Origin of the sequence: Haloarcula sp. KBTZ06 (assembly GCF_048595605.1) — an archaeon.
GTDB lineage: Archaea > Halobacteriota > Halobacteria > Halobacteriales > Haloarculaceae > Haloarcula > Haloarcula hispanica.
In genome coordinates, this window is record NZ_CP184337.1 from 1,173,812 (window position 1) to 1,190,837 (window position 17,026).

Here is a 17,026-nt window from a genome sequence, read left to right on the forward strand (position 1 = left end):
GACGACCACGTATTTCGGTGTTCTGAATCCCGATCACTCGTGCCTGAGTGCGTCGATGGGGTCGACCCGCGCCGCTCGCCAGGCCGGGTAGAGGCCGGCGACGACGCCGACGAGCACGCCCACGCCGACCGCGAGCGCCATCCACAGCGGCGCAAGCGAGAACGTGACCTCGGCGTACTGGGTCGCGCCGTAGCCGACGAGCAGTCCGAGCGGGACGCCGAGCAGCGAGCCGATGGTTCCGAGCAGCGCGGCCTCGACGAGGAACACCTGCATCACGTCGCGGTTCCGCGCGCCGACGGCTTTCATAATGCCGATCTCGCGGGTCCGTTCGGTCACGCTGACGAGCATCACGTTGGCGATGCCGATAGCGCCGACGACGAGCGCGATGACGGCGATGCCGGTGACGAAGCGCGTGATGCGCTCGATGACGTCGCTGATCTCCTCGACGAAGTCGTTGCCCGAGCGAGCGACCAGTTCCGTGTCGTCGGCCGACAGCGACCGCGCGTCAGAATTACCGGAGAGGTACGTCTGAATCGCCGACTGCGTTTCCGGGATCGCCCGAGGATCGACGACGAGGGTCACCTGCGGATACGCACGCTGTCGCACGCCCGCCGAAGGACTCTCGACGACGGAGTCGTAGAACGGGTCGATGGGGACGTACACCCGTGGCTGACGAGCGAACTCGCTGACCGGGACCTCGCCGCGGGTCCCGTTGACGACGCCGACGACGGTGACAGTCCGCTCACTACCGTCGGGCATCGTCATCGTGAGCCGTTCGCCGGTCGTGAGGTTCTCGGAGAACGACCCGGCCATGCGCTCGTTGACGACGACTGCTTCTTCGTCAGCCTCGAAGGAACGGCCCTCGACGAGGACACCGTCGGTGATGCTGGCCGGTCGCGTCGCCGTGACCTGCTGTCTGGCGAGCGTCCGATTCCCGTGCTGTATCGATTGTGTCTGGACGATCCCGCGCGGGAGCACCGCCTGTACGCCCTGGATTCCTTCTAACTGCTGAATGTCGTACTCCGTGAACACCGGCTGGAGCGTCCGGTCGAAGTCGTCGTCGCCCGACGGCGTCCCGAACACGTAGATGTTGCCCGCGTTCGACGTCTCGATGTCGCCGACGATTTCGGCCTCGACGCTGGCCCCGAACGTGGCGAACGTGATGACCGACGCGATGCCGATGACGACGCCGACGACCGTCAGCGCCGACCGGAGCTTGTGCGCCCTGATAGATCGGAGCGTGATGCGGACACTCTCGCCGGTGTCCATCAGTGCCGCCCCCCGGAGACGTTCTCGACGGACTGGATGTGACCGTCCTCGACGTGGACGATGCGCTCGGCCCGCTCGGCGACGTGGCGCTCGTGGGTCACCAGCAGGAACGTGTTGCCCGCCGCGTGGAGGTCGTCGAACAGGTCGAGTATCTGCGCGCCGGTGTCCGTGTCGACGTTACCGGTGGGCTCGTCGGCGAGTATCAGCGCCGGGTCGGTCGATAGTGCGCGGGCGATGGCGACCCGCTGGCGCTGGCCGCCGCTGAGTTCCGAGGGGACGTGGTCGGTACGGTCGGCGAGCCCCACCTCCGAGAGGAGCGACACTGCCCGTTCGCGGCGACGGTCGCGGTCCCAGCCGTCGAAGACGAGCGGCAAGGCGACGTTCTCCACCGCGGACAGGCGCGGCATGAGGTTGAACGTCTGGAAGACAAAGCCCACCTCGGTGCCGCGGATGTCAGCCCGTTCGGCCTCGCTAGCCGACGAAACGTCCTGTCCGTTGACCACGACCTGCCCCGACGACGGCGTGTCCAGCCCGCCGATGAGGTTCAGGAGCGTGCTCTTGCCGGAACCGCTTGGACCCATCACCGCCGTGTACGACCCCGCCGACAGGTCCAGGCTCACGTCGTCCAGCGCCGTCACCGTCCCGCCGAGGTCGTACTGCTTGCTGACGCCGTCGACGCGGACAGTCGTGTTCGCTGACTCGCTCACAGCCCGGCGTACGGACTGGACAGCAATGAGGGGTTCGCCGGGTGCAGATTCCGCCGGATACAGTCCGTTTTCTGACAAGAGGAACCCACTTACCACTCCAGTCCTAAGGCCGGGCAATGACAGCCGATACCGGACGGAGACTGGCTATCGTCGCGGTGTTCGTCACCATTGGACTACTGGCTGCTGGGGCGGTCGCCGGCGTGTCCGGCCTCAGCGAAATGGGGCAGCCGTCCGGCGACGACGTGCTCGACCGAACCGAGCAGCGCTACGATGCGGCCGAGACAATTACCGGGACCGCGACAGTGACCGTCACGAACGACTCGGAATCGAAGACTTCGACGGTGGAGTACGCTGCCGCTGAGCCGAACAAGACGTGGGCCGCCGTCACGAGTGAGAACCGGTCCTACGAGATGGGGACGAACGGAACCGTCGTCTGGGCGGTCGGCGAGAACCAGTCCTACGGCCGCGAACTGCCCGAGGAAGCCGCGGCGATGAACGACACTACGGACCCGGTTCCCGAGGAGAACGTCACTGCGACGCTCCGCGGGACCGCCGAAGTCGACGGCGAGTCGACGTACGTCCTGGACCTCGAACCGACGAACGAGAGCATCGACGCGCCGAACACGACGCTATGGGTCGATACCGAGGACTACCGGGTCCACAAGCTGACCACCGACGACGGGACGAACCGGACGGAACTCACCGTTGAGGAGACGAACTTCAACGTCAGCATCGACGACAGCCAGTTCGCTCCACCGGCTGACCGGGTCGCCGTCACGACCGTCGAGAGGTACGACTCCTACGACGCGGCCCAGTCCGCGACGGACCTGGACCTGCCGAAGTACGAGAACGGGACGTTCGAAGAGGCACGGTACATCAGCCGGCCCGAGAGTACGGCTGTGGCCCAGCAGTACGACGCTGACGGGGAGAACGTGACAGTTCTGACCGCTACCGGCGCGTCGAGCTATCTTGACGACGTGGAGAACGGGACGGCAGTGCAGGTGAACGGGCAGAACGCGACCGCAATCGAGCGCGACGACAGTGCTGTCGTCTACTGGACCGAGGACGATGTCACGACCGGCGTGGTCGTCGAGGGGACGACCGAGGAGGCCGTCGCCGCGGCTGAAGAACTGTAGCGACGCCCGCTGACTTTCTACGTTCTACAGGCCGTCCAGCGTCGCCTGAACTGACGCCCAGTGGCTCCCTTTCCAGAAGTGCTGCCCGCAGTCGGTACAGCGCCAGACCGTCTCGTCGTCCGCGTTCGGTGCGTACTCCGGCGTCGGTGCCACCGGATCGACCTGTTCGACCGGCCCGTTGCAGACGCCACAGTGGGCCGGCTCCGGAGCGAGTGAAAGATGGAAGCCGGCATCGGCGAGTTCCCGCAACTGGTCCTCGACTGCCCGCTCGGTGAGGAGCACGCTCTCGGGTGCGCGGGCGGCGAGGTCGCTGTCCCGAGTAATCACCAGCCGGTCCTCACGTTCCGCTATAGCGAGGAGGTCGTCATCAGCCTCGGCGTCCCGGTCCAGCGCGTACGCCGTGTCGTAGCCACACATCCGCAGATAGGTGGCGAGCTTGCCGAGCATCGCATCGAGCACGAGCCGGTCGCTTGGGGAATTCTCAGGCATCGAGGAACTCGCGGAGGTCCTCGGCGTCGCGGGTGTTCAGCACGTCGTCCGTCTCGACCCAGCCCCGCCGCGCCGTGTGGACGCCGTAGCGCAGGAGTTCGAGATCGCGTGGGCTGTGTGCGTCCGTGTTGATGGCGATTGTCGCCCCGGCTTCGAGGGCCTGCTTGACCGCGCCGCCGCCGAGGTCCAACCGGGCGGGGTTGGCGTTTATCTCCAGCGCTGTGTCGCTGGCAGCGGCGACTTCCGCGAGGCGCTTGATGTCGACGTCCAGCCCCTCACGACGGTTGAGATACCGGCCTGTCGGATGGCCAATGACGTTCACGTCGGGGTGTTCCGCTGCGGCGACGAGGCGGTCCGTACCGTCCCCGTCCAGCGCGGCGTGTGGCGAGGCGACGACCACGTCCAGGTCCGCCAGCAAGTCGTCGGCGACCGAGACGCTGCCGTCCGCGGCGATGTTGGCCTCGACGCCGGTGAACACGTCGATGTCGGCGTCCGCCGCGACCGACTCGACCTCTACTATCTGCTCGCGGAGTTTCTCGTCCGGGACGCCGACGCCGCCGACCATCCCCGGCCCCGTCGCGTGGTCCGTGACCGCGAGGTAGTCGTGACCGAACGCGGCGGCCCCTTCGACCATCTCCGCAATCGTGTTACGACCGTCCGACCAGTTCGTGTGGGTGTGGATATCGCCGCGGACCTCGCCCTCGGCGAGGAGGTCCGGGAGCGACCCGTTGGCGGCGGCTTCGACCTCGCCGCGGTTCTCGCGGAGTTCCGGCGGCACCCACTCCATGCCCAGCGCGTCGTACACTGCGTCCTCGGTTTCGCTGGCCACTAGTTCACCGGCCCGCTGGTCGTCATCCTCAACGCCCTCGACATCGAAGACCCCGTACTCGTTGACCTTCAGATCCCGCTCGATAGCGCGGTTGCGGACCGCCACGTTGTGGTCCTTGCTGCCGGTGAAATACTGCAGCGCCGCACCGAACTCCGATGGGTCGACGATCCGAAGGTCGACCCGAACGTCGTCCGCGTAGGCGCTGGCTTTCGTCTCGCCGGACTCGATAACCCGGTCGAGTCCCTCCCAGTCGGCGAACCGCTCGACGACGGCCTCAGCGTCGGTACTCCCGACGAGCACGTCCACGTCGCCGATAGTCGGCCGCCAGCGGCGAATCGAGCCGCCGAGCGCGCACTCGGGCACGGCGTCACCGGCGGCCATGTAACTCCGAATCCGGTCACCGTACGGTCGGGCCTCGCCGAGTAGCGACCGCTCGTGGGCCTCACGGGCGAAGTCGATGTTGTCGAGGATGTTCTGCTCTGTTTTCGCGCCGAAGCCCGACACCGCCTGTATCTCGCCGGCCTCTGCGGCGGCTTCCAGTTCATCAAGGGTGGTGATGCCCAGCGCCTCGTACAGCGAGCCGACGGATTTCGGTCCCACGCCCTCGACCGCCGTGAGAGCATCCATCTCGACTGGGAGTTCCTCGCGGAGTTCGGTTAGCTCCTCGATTTCGCCAGTGTTGACGTATTCAACGACCTTCGAGGAGATTGCATCGCCGACGGCGTCGATTTCGCCGACGCTGTCTTCCCCCTCCGCGGCGAGGCCCTCAATAGCCCCGGGGAAGTCCCTGATGTTCTCGGCCGCCCGGCGGTAGGCTCGGGGCTTGTACTCCACCCCTTTCGCGTCCAGCAGGTCGGCAAACTCTTCGAGCAGTGTCGCGATTTCGTCGTTCCGGCTCATGTTAGTAGCTCCGCCCGGCACGACCCGTGCCGGAGTCCGCGTCCTCGTGACCCAGTGCTTTCTGGAGGAACTTCATCCAGCGCTTCCTGTCGGCCGTCTCCTGGGTCTGCGCTTCCTGTTCGATGTTGGCCGCACCGAGCTGTTCGAGCGCGTTGAGCGCCCGGTCGATACCGATGATGGCCGTGGCAAGCTCTTCGCCGCGCTCGTAGCTCACTTCGTTGTCCTCGATCCGCTGCTTGCGCTGGAGGCGCTCGCGCCGCAGGTTCTTTTTCGCCTGCTCGACGCGTTCGCGCTCGCCCCGCGGAATCGTCTCCCGACGCTTGATTTCGAAGACGAACGACTGGAGTTCGATCTCCTCGCCCTGCACGGTGATCGCGTCGGGGATCTCCGCACCGACGGTCGCGCTGTCGCGTTCGATGCGCTCCAGCAACTGTTTGCGCTCGAACTCTTTCACTACCTGAGTGTTAGACCGGGGTGCCCTTACCCGCTTCGCCCATCGGCTACCAGGGTTTACACGGGAGTGCCTGCTTCGCACCACCCGACTGAGCCCGGTCAGCGCCCTGTTTCAGGCGACCCTCGTGGGCGGCCCCGACCGATAGAAAACGAAGTCGGCGATATCTTTTTCATGGTTTCTGTCGTTCTCATTGTACGAGAGTAATACCGTCCCCCTCGCTTATTACATGACTCTAACGTTCGAACCGCTTGACGACCGCCCTGGACTTGCGGTTATTGATCAGATCGAGCGCCAGCGCTACCGGATACACACGCCGACCCCCGTCGCGCTCCGGGAGGCAGCGACCGACGTGTTTCAGTACCCGGTCGGGGACGCTGTCCGGATCCGAACGCGCGCTATCGAACTGCCGACAGTGGTCATGGTGTACGTCCGTGACGATGCCGGCGCGATAGCCGCCGAGGTTGCCCAGTTCGAGTCTGAGACGCTGCCGCCGGATGACTACGTGCTGGACCCGCTGACGCAGATCAAGACGTATATGCGGGTCGAGGACACCGCGGTAGAGGTCACCGTCGACTCGGACCGGACCCGTATCGAGTTCGACGCTCCGACAGACCTGCTCATCGGCGCTCGCTCCCAGCACGACCGGCCGGCGGCCACGGTCACGACGACCGAGCAACCGACCGACGTGATGGCCGCGGTCGAGACCTTCGGGTCGGCGCTCAAGGCCTACGACCCCGAGCGCTCCTACCCGACGCTTCGCGGCCATCCACCGGCGCTTGAGGTCGGAGACAGTCTGGACATCCCGTCGGATATCGACAGGCCGGACACTGGTGTCACGCTCGAACTGCCGCCTGACCTCGCTTCGATCTTCGTCGCCGCACCGCTGTCGTACTACCTCGGGGCTTCGCTCGTCCCCGCGTCCGAGCCGCGGCTCACAACCGACACAGGATTCACGTACTCGCTCGATACCGCACGGGGTTTCGAATCCGAGGTCGGACGCACGCTCAAACGCCTCTTCTTCCTCGATTGTGTCACGCGCACCGAGGGATTCCACCAGATCGACTTACACGAGCGAGCGGCCATCGAACCGTACGTCGACCTCAACTTCCAGTCGCTGTATCAGCAGCCGCTGGCGGAGCAGGTCGCTACCTATCTGCAGGTCCCGTACGACGTCATCGAGGACCACATCCCGAAGTGGCGGTTGACGACGCACATCGACCCGGTGCCGGCGAACGCGGAACAGCTCCCGTACGTCGTCGACGACCTGGCTATCGTCCGAACGCATCAGCAACAGCGGCTGAATCAGGCGAGCGTTCCGGCGGAGGTCGAGGCCGAATTCACCCGGGACGACGTCATCACCCGCGCCGCGAGTTCCGACGCTGCGACCGCTCCATCTGAGGCGGACTACGTCGAACCGCAGGCTGAGGACTCATTGGAACAGGCCTGGATCGGGGACAGTATCCCCATCGGTGCGAGCAAGCTGACCAAAGCGGCGTTCGAACACCGACTCGACCGCGACACGAACGCCGAGGACATCACGATTCGCGTCGTCCAGAACGACGCTCGCATGGACGAGGAACGGCAGGTCGTCGACGACGTGTACGGCACCCGCGACGACTTGCCGTTCGATGTCACGGTCCACGACGACCTGACGACGGCGGAGCTCAGGACCGTTCTCACGACCGACGCGGAGTTCTTCCACTACATCGGCCACACCGAACACGACGGCTTCGTCTGCAGCGATGGCAAACTGGACGTGACGGCGGTCGACTCGGTCGGCATCGACACCTTCCTGCTGAACGCCTGCAACTCCTACAACCAGGGGTTAGCGCTCGTCGAAAAGGGTGCAATCGCTGGCATCGTCACGCTTAACGAAGTGCTGAACGACGGCGCGGTTCGCATCGGTGAAACAGTCGCCAGGCTGTTGAACTGTGGGTTCCCTCTTCGAGCCGCGCTTACTATCGCACGCGGTGAGAGTATTCTCGGTGGGCAGTATATCGTGGTTGGTGATGGTGGTATTACGGTCGCACAAGCAGACGGTGGGATCCCAAATCTACTTGAAATAGAACTAACTGAAACCGGCTACAGCGTAGGGATGAATACATACTCGACGGATAATAAGGGGTTAGGAGCTATTATGTTCCCCCATTTTAATGATTGTGAGGAGTATTATTTAGTCCCGGGTTCTGTTGACAGATTCACAATCTCCAGAGAGGAATTGGTAGAGTTTTTACATATGCAACAGGTGCCTATCAAAGCCAATGGAGGTCTCTACTGGAGTGCTTCGATAGATTTGGACAATATTAAGTGAAATTTCGAATTGCTTCGTAGTTTGTACTGTGACACAGAGACTACTGCGCTGTGTTAGGTGACTCTATTTTTATGGCCCAATGTACGTGCTATTATTAGCTGCTGCAGTCCCCGCCTGTGACAGTAGCATCAGGAGGGTGAACAGTGCGCCGGCCATTTTCGGGTGCTCTGCGAGGTATTCGCGCATGGTAGTATCGGACATGATACGAATTTGATGTAGGACGGAGAATAATTAAATTTATCTGAAGCGTACCTACATATTACATATTGTATTAAGTATAGAATTAAAAGATAAATCCGGAAATCAATACATAGAGGTCTTGTATCGCCCATCTAGCGATCAAATAGCACGAACGGGTCGCACGTTCTCAAGAAGGCCCACAGCGATACACCCCATCAGTAGCGTTTAGTAGACTGGTATGTAACTACTGGCCAGGATTAGGTATTGATGCCTAGATGGAATTCGCCTGACTATTATTTGAAATATATACGTCCTGCTGGCTCGCTTCGGGGACCAGACGTAGGGGGGTCGGGGTATACAACAATCACTACCGGCCTGACTGAATGGCTGATTGCTTTCGACTTCTGTACTATCGACAGCACCGGGAGAAAAGATGACCTCTGAGGAGGAGTGGCGGCTCGGAGACAAGATAGTGGAACTCTCCAGCGAGGCCATCAGCGGAAGTCGCCACGCGACGACGCGTCACACACCGCTTCTCCGGACCGAATCAGCGGATCAACACGACGAAATGCAGACAGAGGTACCGATTCCGCTGGCGAAGGTCGAGCAGTCCCAGCAGTGTACCGTGTTGCACGTCGACGACGACCCACAGGTTGGTGAACTGGTCGAGATGTATCTCGAACGCATCAACGACCATTTCAATGTCGTGACGAAGACGAGCGCCGTCGCCGCGCTCGATTTCCTCCGGACCGAGCAGGTCGACTGTATCGTCAGCGACTACGACATGCCAAACACCGACGGGCTGGAGTTTCTGGAACTCGTCCGCGAGCAGTACCAGGACATCCCGTTCATTCTGTTCACCGGCAAGGGTAGCGAGGAGATCGCGAGCGAGGCAATCGCGTCGGGCGTGACGGACTACATGCAGAAGGGAGGCCGGTCAGATACGTACGACGTCCTCGCCAACCGAATCGAAAATGCTGTCGAGCAACACCGCACCGAACAGCGGTTCTGGAACGCCCTCTCGTGGTATCAACGGCTCGTCGAACAGGAGCTCGCGGGTGTCTGTATCATTCAGGACGGGACGTTCGTCTACGTGAACCAGAAGCTGGCCGACATTTTCGGCTACGACCAGAGTGAACTCATCGACGAATCACCGACTATACTCACTCCAGAGGGCGACGAAAGCCGATTCCCCGGCGCACTCCGAACGGCAGAGTCAAACGAGCTTGATACGTTCCATTCGGAATTTGCGGGGCAACAGGCCGACGGCGAAACGCGCACCATTGAGGTGTCCGGCGGGTCAATCGAGTACGACGGCGAACCGGCGTGGATCGGCGTGCTCCGGGACGCTGAAAGCAACCCTGACATCGGCGAATAAGCCGCTGCGTCGCGAAACCCGTCACAGACTGACAGCCGACAGTATAAGCACAATCCCTTTCCACCGCCCACTCCTACCGTAGGACAATGTCGGAGTGCGATGCCTGTGGAAAGCAGGAGAACATGCCGTACCAGTGTGGGCACTGTGGCGGGACCTACTGTGCGGAACACAGACTGCCCGAGGCCCACGATTGCCCCGGACTGGATAACTGGAGCGATCCGGGCGGCGTGTTCGACAGCGGGTTCGACGAGAGTGTAAACACTGGCCAGACCTCCGGGGGCGGCGGCGTCGCCGACCGGCTCGGTATCGACACCGGACCCGGCGGGCCGCTGGCGTACTTCCGGGGGAACGTCACGTACCTGTTCCTGGCGATCATGGGTATCGTGTTCATCCTCGAACACGTCGTCATCCTTTCCCTCGGTCGCGAAGCCTTCCAGACGCTGTTCGTCCTCCATCCGAACAATCCAGAGTACGTCTGGACCTGGGTCACGTCGGTGTTCTCACACGCCCCCTTCGGATTCTATCACATCTTCGGAAACGGGATTATCATCTACTTCTTCGGCCGACTCGTCGAGCAGCAGATCGGGTCGAAGAAGTTCGCGATCTTCTTCCTCGTGTCCGGCGCGCTGGCAGGCCTCGGACAGATCGCAATCCAGACGGTGCAGGGAACGTCTGCTGGTGTCCTCGGAGCCAGTGGCGCGGCGCTGGCGATCATGGCGTTCCTGACCGTCCTGAAGCCTGATCTCCGCGTGTACCTGTACTTCTTGATCCCGGTCCCGATCTGGGCGATCACCGGCTTCTACTTCCTGTTGAGCATCTTCGGGTCGCTCAATCCGATGGGGGCCGGCCTGCTCGGCGGGAACGTCGCCCACCTCGCCCACCTCATCGGCCTCGTCATCGGCCTCTGGTACGGCCAGAAAATCAAGGGGCAGACCCGGATGCCCGGCCAGATACAGTTCGGCGGTGGCGGCGGCCCCGGTGGACCGGGCGGTCCCGGTGGTCCGGGCCGGCGTCGTCCGTGACGATGGACCCAGTTCGCCCCGATTTCATCCCCGACCCGTCGCTATCTCAGGCGGAGATGGAGGCGCTGCAACGCGACATTGCCGAGGTCGCGCGGTTCGAGGACGACCTGGATGTCTCGCCAGCGGCCATCGCGTCCGCTGGGGATGCACCGGACGACGACCAGACGACGCTGAGCGCCAGCACCGACGACACAACGAACCCGCCGCTCGTCGCCGGCGTCGACCAGGCGTTCGTCGACGACAGAGCCGTCTCGGCTATCGTCGTACTACGGAACGGCGAGGTCATCGAGCGGGTCAGCGCCGTCGAGCGAACCGAGATTCCATACATTCCCGGCCTGCTGTCGTTCCGCGAAGGCGGCGCAATCCTGGCCGCGTTCGCGGAGTTGGAGGCCGACCCGGACGTGGTACTCGTCGACGGCAGCGGTCGAATCCACTTTCGGGAGGCCGGCCTGGCGACACACATCGGCATCACACTGGACGTACCGACCGTCGGTGTCGCCAAGAGCCTCCTCTGTGGCGCGCCGGAGCAGTCCCTCGACGAGACGTACCCGGAAGGGACGCGGATTCCGATTGCAGCCGACGACAGCGTCGAGACCTGTCCCGACGGGACGGTCATCGGCCACGCACTCCAGACGCGGCAGTACGACTCGCCGAACCGGTATATCAATCCACTTATCGTCAGCCCCGGCCATCGCGTCAGCGCAAGTACGGCGGCGGACATCGTCGAAGCCACCGCCGACGGCTACAAGCTCCCCGAGCCGACCCGGGTGGCCGACAGCTACGCCGACGAGGCAAAGGCAGCCGTGAATAATCCGTCCGAATAACCGACAGTATAACTTCCCGGGGTGTGTTCTCCCGGCCAACACATGGCGAAGACGGTGCTGATTACGGGTGCGTCCTCGGGTATCGGGCGGGCGAGTGCCGAGGCGTTCCTGGCCGACGACTGGACTGTCTGGGCGACCGCCCGCGAGGAATCGGACATCGAAGACCTCGGCGAAGACGGCTGTGAGACTGCCGAACTCGACGTGACGAACCCGCGCGAATGCGAGCGGGTCGTTGAGTCGCTCATCGAGGCCGAGGGACGGCTCGACTGCCTGGTGAACAACGCCGGCTACCCGCAGTTCGGCGCGGTCGAGGACGTGTCGACGGCGGCGCTCCACGAACAGTTCGACGTGAACCTCTACGGCCCGCACCGACTCATCCGCGAAGCGCTCCCGCATATGCGTGCCCGGGAGAACGGGACCATCGTCAACGTCTCCAGCGTCGCAGGCCGTATCGCGTTCCCGAATCAGGGTGGCTACGCCGCTTCGAAGTTCGCCCTGGAGGGGCTCAGCGACGCGCTCCGGATGGAGGTCGAGGAGTTCGGCATCGACGTGGTGCTCGTCGAACCCGGACCGGTGGAGACCAACTTCGACGACCGCGCCGAGGAAGAACTCGACGAGCTCGACAAGTCCGGCGCGTACGACTGGCTGTACCAGGCCCACGAGGATTCGAACCTCGTCGGCATCCAGGACGCGCTGTCGGTCACGCCCGGCACGGTCGCGCTGACTATCCGTGACGCCGCCAGCGCCAGCGACCCCGAGCCGCGGTATCCTGTCGGTCAGGGCGCACAACTGCTTCTCATGCTCGATTACCTGCCGGCGCGGTGGCGCGACGCGGCCTTTGGCGTCATCCGGAAACTGACGAGTTAAGCAACGACTGCCGCCCGATACACCAATCCGTCTCAGTCCAGACAGGCCGCCACAACCGACAGCAACCGCTCGCCGCGCACTTCCTCGGCGAACAGCGGGACGCGGCGCACATCGTGGCCGCGGAACATGTCCTGTGACCGGGCCAGCGCGTCCTGCTGGACCTGCCAGCGCCGGGCACAGAACTCGCAGTCGGCGTGGTTCGGGCCGGCGATGTCTACGTCCTCGCCGAGCACTTCGCTCGGGTCCTGCATCACCCGGTTGACGACGACGGTGCTGACGGGAATGTTGAACTCGCCGAGCTGGGCGAGCAGTCGCTCGGACTCGACGACTGAGAGTTCTTCGGGCACCATCACGATGCGGAAATCCGTCTTTTGCGGGTCCTGTAGAATCCCCCGGAGGTGCTCTATTCGGTCCGAAAGCTCCTGCAGGTCCTCGATGCCGGCCTCGGCGTCGACGTCCTGATCGTCGCCGAACATGCCGGTGAGGTTGTCCATCATCCCCGAAAATCGCTCGCGGAGTTGGAGGATCTTCCCAACCATCGAATCCATCGTCTCGGGGAGTTCCAGCAGTCGGAGCGTGTGACCGGTCGGGGCGGTGTCGATGACGACGCGGTCGAAGCGGTCGTCGTCGACGTAATCCAGCAGGAGGCGAAGGGCCGCGGCTTCGTCGGCCCCGGGCATCGACCCGCCGAGGAGTCCCTCCTCGCCACCGATGGGGTCCTCGCCCTGGCCTGCGCCTGCTGCGCCGCCTGCGCCACCGCCGAACATGCCGTCGCCGCCGAGCAGTTCGCCCACGCCGCCGAGTGCGTCCTCTTCGACGCCGAGCGGCCCTTCACCGACGGCGGCCTCCGGATCGATTTCTGCGGCGTACAGCGGGATGTCCTCGCGGATGCGCGTCGGTGTTGCCGGGATATCTGCCTCCAGCGTGTCCGACAAGGAGTGGGCGGGGTCCGTAGAGACGACGAGCGTCGCCGTGTCGTCGCGCGCGGAGGCCAGCGCGGTGGCCGCGGCACACGTCGTCTTGCCGACCCCGCCTTTCCCGCCGTAGAGGACGTACTCCGCCGCGTCGATTCCCGCGGGTGCGTCGATGTCGTCGACCGCCTCGACGTCGAGTTCGCTCATGCCAGAAGCTACGCTCGTCCGGCCTTGAGTACTTCCCGAAAAGGAGTTGTCCTACTGCCTCGAGGAACGCGCTTCACGGACGTCCGCGCCGTCCCGGAGTTTGTCCTCGCAGTTCGGACAGACCCGGGGGCCATGGCCTTCGACGGCTTCTGGTGTAAAAACCCGTACGTACTGCTCGGTTACGAACTCGCCGCAGTTCTGACACTCGGGCATCTATAGGTACACTCGTTCCACGATGTAAATGCTTTCCGCTGACAACGAAATCTTCCGGTTAATCAACAGGCGGCACTACTGGTGGTCGGCCCAGAACGAACCCAGTTGGCTCGCGAGGAAATCGGGTGTCATCCGGGTGAACTCCTCGCGCTCGCCAGCGGGCAGGTACTGATACACCGAATGGCGCGCGTCCGGCGTGTATCGGCGGCCGACTAGCGCCCGCACGCCGACCTCGTCGACACCGCGGATGACGCGACCGATGGCCTGGCGCGCGCGCCGCACGGCCGGCACTGTCAGGGCGTACTCGAAGGCGTTGTCCTCGCCGAAGGCGTCGCCGTATGCTCGCTGGACACCCCGGACGCGGGGCGACCCGATATTCACCAGCGGGATGCCCACGACGGCACAGGTCGATAGCTTCTCGCCGTCGTAGTCGACACCCTCCGTCAGCGTTCCGCGCGTCGACGTGACCATGACTTTCCCGTCGCCGCTGAAGAACTCGCGTTTCAGCCGTTCGGTCTCCTCGTTGCTCGATGACTCGTCCACGAGGACCGACTTCTCGACGGCCGCTTGCAGGTACGCGCCGGCCCATCGGGCCTCCCGGTAGTTCGGCATCGCTATCATCACATTTCCGGGTGAGCGACCCAGCGCGCGCAGCGCCTGGGCGTACTCATCACGCGTCGGGTTCCAGCTGTCACCGAGCGGCCGCATCGTCTCGGGATCGCCGCGGTTGCGCGCGGTAAACGGCGTCGCATCGACGAGATACGACGCCCGGTTCTCGGACGGGAACGGCAGATCGTACGTGGTCGTGCGGACCGGTCGTCCGTCGCCGGAATCCTCGTCGGGGGCCGTCGACCCCGTCTCGGCCATCGAGTCCAGCCCGGAAACGCGGGTGAACACGTCCAGCGGCTCCAGCGTCGCGCTCATCAGGATACCGCCCCCGAGGTCGTCGAAGACGTTCCGCAGGGCCGTCGCGGGCATGCAGTTGTAACACAGCAGGCCCGGCGTGTACACGGCCTGGTAGTCGGCGTCGAGGCTCTGCCCGTGATTGGGCGAGTGCTCCAGTTCGATCTCCCGGAGGAACGTCGCGTGGTCGCGCTCCCACCACTGCCCGGCCAGCACGCCGACGGCGGCACAGACCGGCTGGCGGGTCAGCCCGAGCTGGTCGATCGCGTCCTCGACGGCGGCCCCGACCTGGGACAGCGAGCGCCAGAGCGACCCGTCGTAGCCCTTGCGCTCGGCCCACTCGGTCAGTTCGTCCTGCTCGACCGTGTCGGGGTCCCGCAGCGGGATTTCGCGGTCGTGCTCCGGCAGGGTCGACGGGTCCGCACGCCACCCCTCGTGTTCGGCGTCGAGAAACGCCTCGACGCGGTCGTCGAGCCACCGCACGAGGTCATCGTAGAACTTCCGGGCCTGGTCGACTGCGTCCAGCGGGACCTCGCGGGCCGACAGTACCTCGCGGACCTGCGCCTTGTGGTCGGCGCTCTGCTGGGCGCGCTGGATGAGCGTCGTGCAGTCGTTGCGCGCCTGGACGATGGTCTGGCGACCCAGGCGGTCCGACAGGAGGTCCCGCACGCGCTCTTCGAGTCGGTGGGCCTCGTCGACGATGACGAGCGTCTGGTCGTCAAGCACGTCCGACAGCAGCGGTCGAGAGCCGGGGTCGAACAGGTGATTGTAGTTCCCGACGATCACGTCGGCCTCAGAAAGCATGACGCTCATCACCCGGTGCGGGCAAGTCCCGCGCTCCGTCGCCGCTGGGAGGTAGTCGTCCATCGTTACGACGTGTTCCTCGCCGGCCGAGAAATCGACAGGCGACCCCTTGTTGCGGGCGTACCAATCGGCTTCGAACGGACAGTACAGCGGCGGGTCCGACCCGTCGGCCATCGACTCCGGGGCGGTCGGCTGGGCCTGTCGGTACGGCGAGTTCGCACCCGCTGTCGAGAGCGTGTTGTCGCCCAGCGTCGCCTGGTCGGCGGCGTCGGGACGCGCGGCCGCGGCGAGGTCCTGGCCCTTCCGCGGGTCCCACCACTGGTCGTCGTCGGCCTCACCGGCGATTGCGGCGTCCGCGACGGCTGCGCCGTCCGAGCGCCCGCCGTCCTCGACCAGCCGCGCCGTCGCCTCCCTGAGGTCCTCACAGCGGTCGTGCGTGCTCACGTCGTCGGGGAACTGCCCTTCACGACCGTACGGGCAGAGGTCGCGCTTGCCGACCAGCGAGATACCGTCGAAGGGCTCCTCTATTCCAGCGTTGAGCGTCCGAAGGTCGTCGACGAACTGCTGGAGCTGCTGTTTGACCGGGGTGACGACGACCATCCGTTCGTACAAATCCGTATCGCGGACCAGCGTCGCGCCGGCGGTGAGCGCGGCCATCGTCTTGCCGGTCCCGCAGGGCCCCTCCATCGCGAGAAAGCCGCGCGCCTTGCCCGCCTCGATGGCTCGTTCGACGGCGTCAGCCTGGTTCTCGTATGGCTCGTCGAAGCCGAAGTACGTGCGCCAGGACTCCGTACCCGTCGAGGCGGGGTCTGCCATTGGGCCGGGATTAGTCGTCCCGGTATTTGAACCGCGGGGTTCGAGTCCATCGCCGTCGCTCCCGCTCTGTGTGAACAGTGTCGAGACCGCAATGAACGGAAAAACGGGCAGTGACTGACCGCCGCCCAGTCACTAGCACCGAGCCGTTAGTCCAGCAGGCCGAGATCGCTGAGTCGCTCGACGATAGTGTCGACGGCTTCCTCCGCGTCCTCCTTTCGCTTCCCGCCGGTGACGACGAGCTTCCCCGAACCGAACAGCAGCGCGACCACGTCGGGCTCGTCCAGTCGGTAGACGAGGCCCGGGAACTGCTCCGGCTCGTACTCGATGTTCTCGAGGCCGAGGCCGATTGCGATGGCGTTGAGGTTGAGCGAACTCCCGAGGTCCGCGGAACTGACGATGTTCTGGACGACGATTTCGGGGTCGTCGTCGACCTGGATGTTCAGGTCGCGGAGTTTGTCGAAGACGATACGCAGGCTCTGGTGGACGTCGTCCGTGGATTTCGCACCCGTGCAGACGATCTTGCCCGACCGGAAGATGAGCGCGGCGGATTTGGGGTCCTGTGTCCGATAGACGAGGCCCGGGAACTGCTCGGGGTCGTAGTCGGCCCCCTCCAGGTCCATCGCGACGCTCTCAAGGTCGAGTTCTTGTCCGATACCGGTCGAAGCAACGACATTTTCGATGTCAATGCTCTCTTTTGGGTCGACCATATAGTGTTTTAAATACCGGATTTAAATCATATAAACGTTTGTGATGCTGTGATTACTAGTCGTTCTTCGACCTCTACCGCGTCCGACAGATTCCAT

Annotated in this window: 16 protein-coding genes; 6 read left to right on the forward strand and 10 right to left on the reverse strand. The window is 64.2% G+C overall.

Annotated features, from left to right (window positions below; translation table 11 throughout):
- Positions 1 to 33 precede the first annotated feature (33 nt).
- The gene (locus ACNO8S_RS06155; protein ID WP_420182657.1) at positions 34 to 1,269 is read right to left on the reverse strand and encodes an ABC transporter permease; all 1,236 of its coding nucleotides are present in this window, start codon (positions 1,267 to 1,269) and stop codon (positions 34 to 36) included.
- The gene (locus ACNO8S_RS06160; RefSeq protein WP_014040188.1) at positions 1,269 to 1,976 is read right to left on the reverse strand and encodes an ABC transporter ATP-binding protein; all 708 of its coding nucleotides are present in this window, start codon (positions 1,974 to 1,976) and stop codon (positions 1,269 to 1,271) included. The genes ACNO8S_RS06155 and ACNO8S_RS06160 overlap by 1 nt, the downstream gene beginning before the upstream one ends.
- A 116-nt stretch (positions 1,977 to 2,092) precedes the next feature.
- On the opposite strand from ACNO8S_RS06160, the gene ACNO8S_RS06165 reads away from it, so the two are divergent.
- Positions 2,093 to 3,112 carry a LolA family protein gene (locus tag ACNO8S_RS06165; RefSeq protein ID WP_050037959.1) on the forward strand — a complete coding sequence of 340 codons (1,020 nt, stop codon included), beginning with the start codon at positions 2,093 to 2,095 and terminating at the stop codon, positions 3,110 to 3,112.
- A 24-nt stretch (positions 3,113 to 3,136) separates the two neighbouring features.
- Here the strand turns inward: ACNO8S_RS06165 and ACNO8S_RS06170 are convergent, their stop codons facing one another.
- Genes ACNO8S_RS06170 through ACNO8S_RS06180 form a run of 3 tightly spaced genes read right to left on the reverse strand, consistent with a single transcriptional unit; the run spans position 3,137 to position 5,784 of the window.
- Positions 3,137 to 3,601 carry a Mut7-C RNAse domain-containing protein gene (locus ACNO8S_RS06170; RefSeq protein WP_023843238.1) on the reverse strand — a complete coding sequence of 155 codons (465 nt, stop codon included), beginning with the start codon at positions 3,599 to 3,601 and terminating at the stop codon, positions 3,137 to 3,139.
- Positions 3,594 to 5,330, reverse strand: coding sequence for a DNA polymerase/3'-5' exonuclease PolX (polX, locus tag ACNO8S_RS06175; protein ID WP_420182658.1), 1,737 nt, complete (start codon positions 5,328 to 5,330; stop codon positions 3,594 to 3,596). The genes ACNO8S_RS06170 and polX overlap by 8 nt, the downstream gene beginning before the upstream one ends.
- 1 nt (position 5,331) lies before the next feature.
- Positions 5,332 to 5,784: a DUF5788 family protein gene (locus tag ACNO8S_RS06180; RefSeq protein ID WP_420182659.1), complete on the reverse strand. Its 453-nt coding sequence runs from the start codon at positions 5,782 to 5,784 to the stop codon at positions 5,332 to 5,334.
- Between the two features lie 226 nt (positions 5,785 to 6,010).
- Between ACNO8S_RS06180 and ACNO8S_RS06185 the strand changes: the two genes are divergently transcribed.
- Positions 6,011 to 8,095, forward strand: a complete 2,085-nt coding sequence (locus ACNO8S_RS06185; protein WP_420182660.1) for a hypothetical protein — start codon at positions 6,011 to 6,013, stop codon at positions 8,093 to 8,095.
- Positions 8,096 to 8,164: 69 nt separating this feature from the next.
- Here ACNO8S_RS06185 and ACNO8S_RS06190 read toward each other — a convergent pair whose 3' ends face one another.
- Positions 8,165 to 8,296 carry a DUF7503 family protein gene (locus tag ACNO8S_RS06190; protein WP_255359471.1) on the reverse strand — a complete coding sequence of 44 codons (132 nt, stop codon included), beginning with the start codon at positions 8,294 to 8,296 and terminating at the stop codon, positions 8,165 to 8,167.
- 412 nt (positions 8,297 to 8,708) lie between these two features.
- On the opposite strand from ACNO8S_RS06190, the gene ACNO8S_RS06195 reads away from it, so the two are divergent.
- From ACNO8S_RS06195 to ACNO8S_RS06210, 4 genes are all read left to right on the forward strand, one after another.
- Positions 8,709 to 9,653, forward strand: a complete 945-nt coding sequence (locus tag ACNO8S_RS06195; RefSeq protein WP_420182661.1) for a response regulator — start codon at positions 8,709 to 8,711, stop codon at positions 9,651 to 9,653.
- A gap of 86 nt (positions 9,654 to 9,739) precedes the next feature.
- Positions 9,740 to 10,675 (forward strand): rhomboid family intramembrane serine protease, encoded by a 936-nt coding sequence (locus tag ACNO8S_RS06200; protein ID WP_420182662.1) that lies wholly within the window; start codon positions 9,740 to 9,742, stop codon positions 10,673 to 10,675.
- Between the two features lie 2 nt (positions 10,676 to 10,677).
- Positions 10,678 to 11,499, forward strand: a complete 822-nt coding sequence (locus ACNO8S_RS06205) for an endonuclease V (protein ID WP_174878658.1) — start codon at positions 10,678 to 10,680, stop codon at positions 11,497 to 11,499.
- A gap of 42 nt (positions 11,500 to 11,541) precedes the next feature.
- Positions 11,542 to 12,366 (forward strand): SDR family oxidoreductase, encoded by an 825-nt coding sequence (locus tag ACNO8S_RS06210; protein ID WP_014040198.1) that lies wholly within the window; start codon positions 11,542 to 11,544, stop codon positions 12,364 to 12,366.
- 32 nt (positions 12,367 to 12,398) lie between these two features.
- On the opposite strand, the gene ACNO8S_RS06215 is transcribed toward ACNO8S_RS06210, so the two are convergent.
- From ACNO8S_RS06215 to ACNO8S_RS06230, 4 genes are all read right to left on the reverse strand, one after another.
- Positions 12,399 to 13,487 (reverse strand): ArsA family ATPase, encoded by a 1,089-nt coding sequence (locus tag ACNO8S_RS06215; protein ID WP_064287971.1) that lies wholly within the window; start codon positions 13,485 to 13,487, stop codon positions 12,399 to 12,401.
- A 51-nt stretch (positions 13,488 to 13,538) separates the two neighbouring features.
- On the reverse strand, positions 13,539 to 13,700 hold the full coding sequence (locus ACNO8S_RS06220; protein WP_004516852.1) for a DUF7563 family protein: 162 nt from the start codon (positions 13,698 to 13,700) through the stop codon (positions 13,539 to 13,541).
- A 75-nt stretch (positions 13,701 to 13,775) separates the two neighbouring features.
- A complete protein-coding gene (locus ACNO8S_RS06225) occupies positions 13,776 to 16,223 on the reverse strand; it encodes an ATP-dependent DNA helicase (RefSeq protein WP_420182663.1) in 2,448 nt (815 codons plus the stop codon).
- Between the two features lie 146 nt (positions 16,224 to 16,369).
- A complete protein-coding gene (locus tag ACNO8S_RS06230) occupies positions 16,370 to 16,930 on the reverse strand; it encodes a TATA-box-binding protein (protein ID WP_004516850.1) in 561 nt (186 codons plus the stop codon).
- Positions 16,931 to 17,026: the final 96 nt, after the last annotated feature.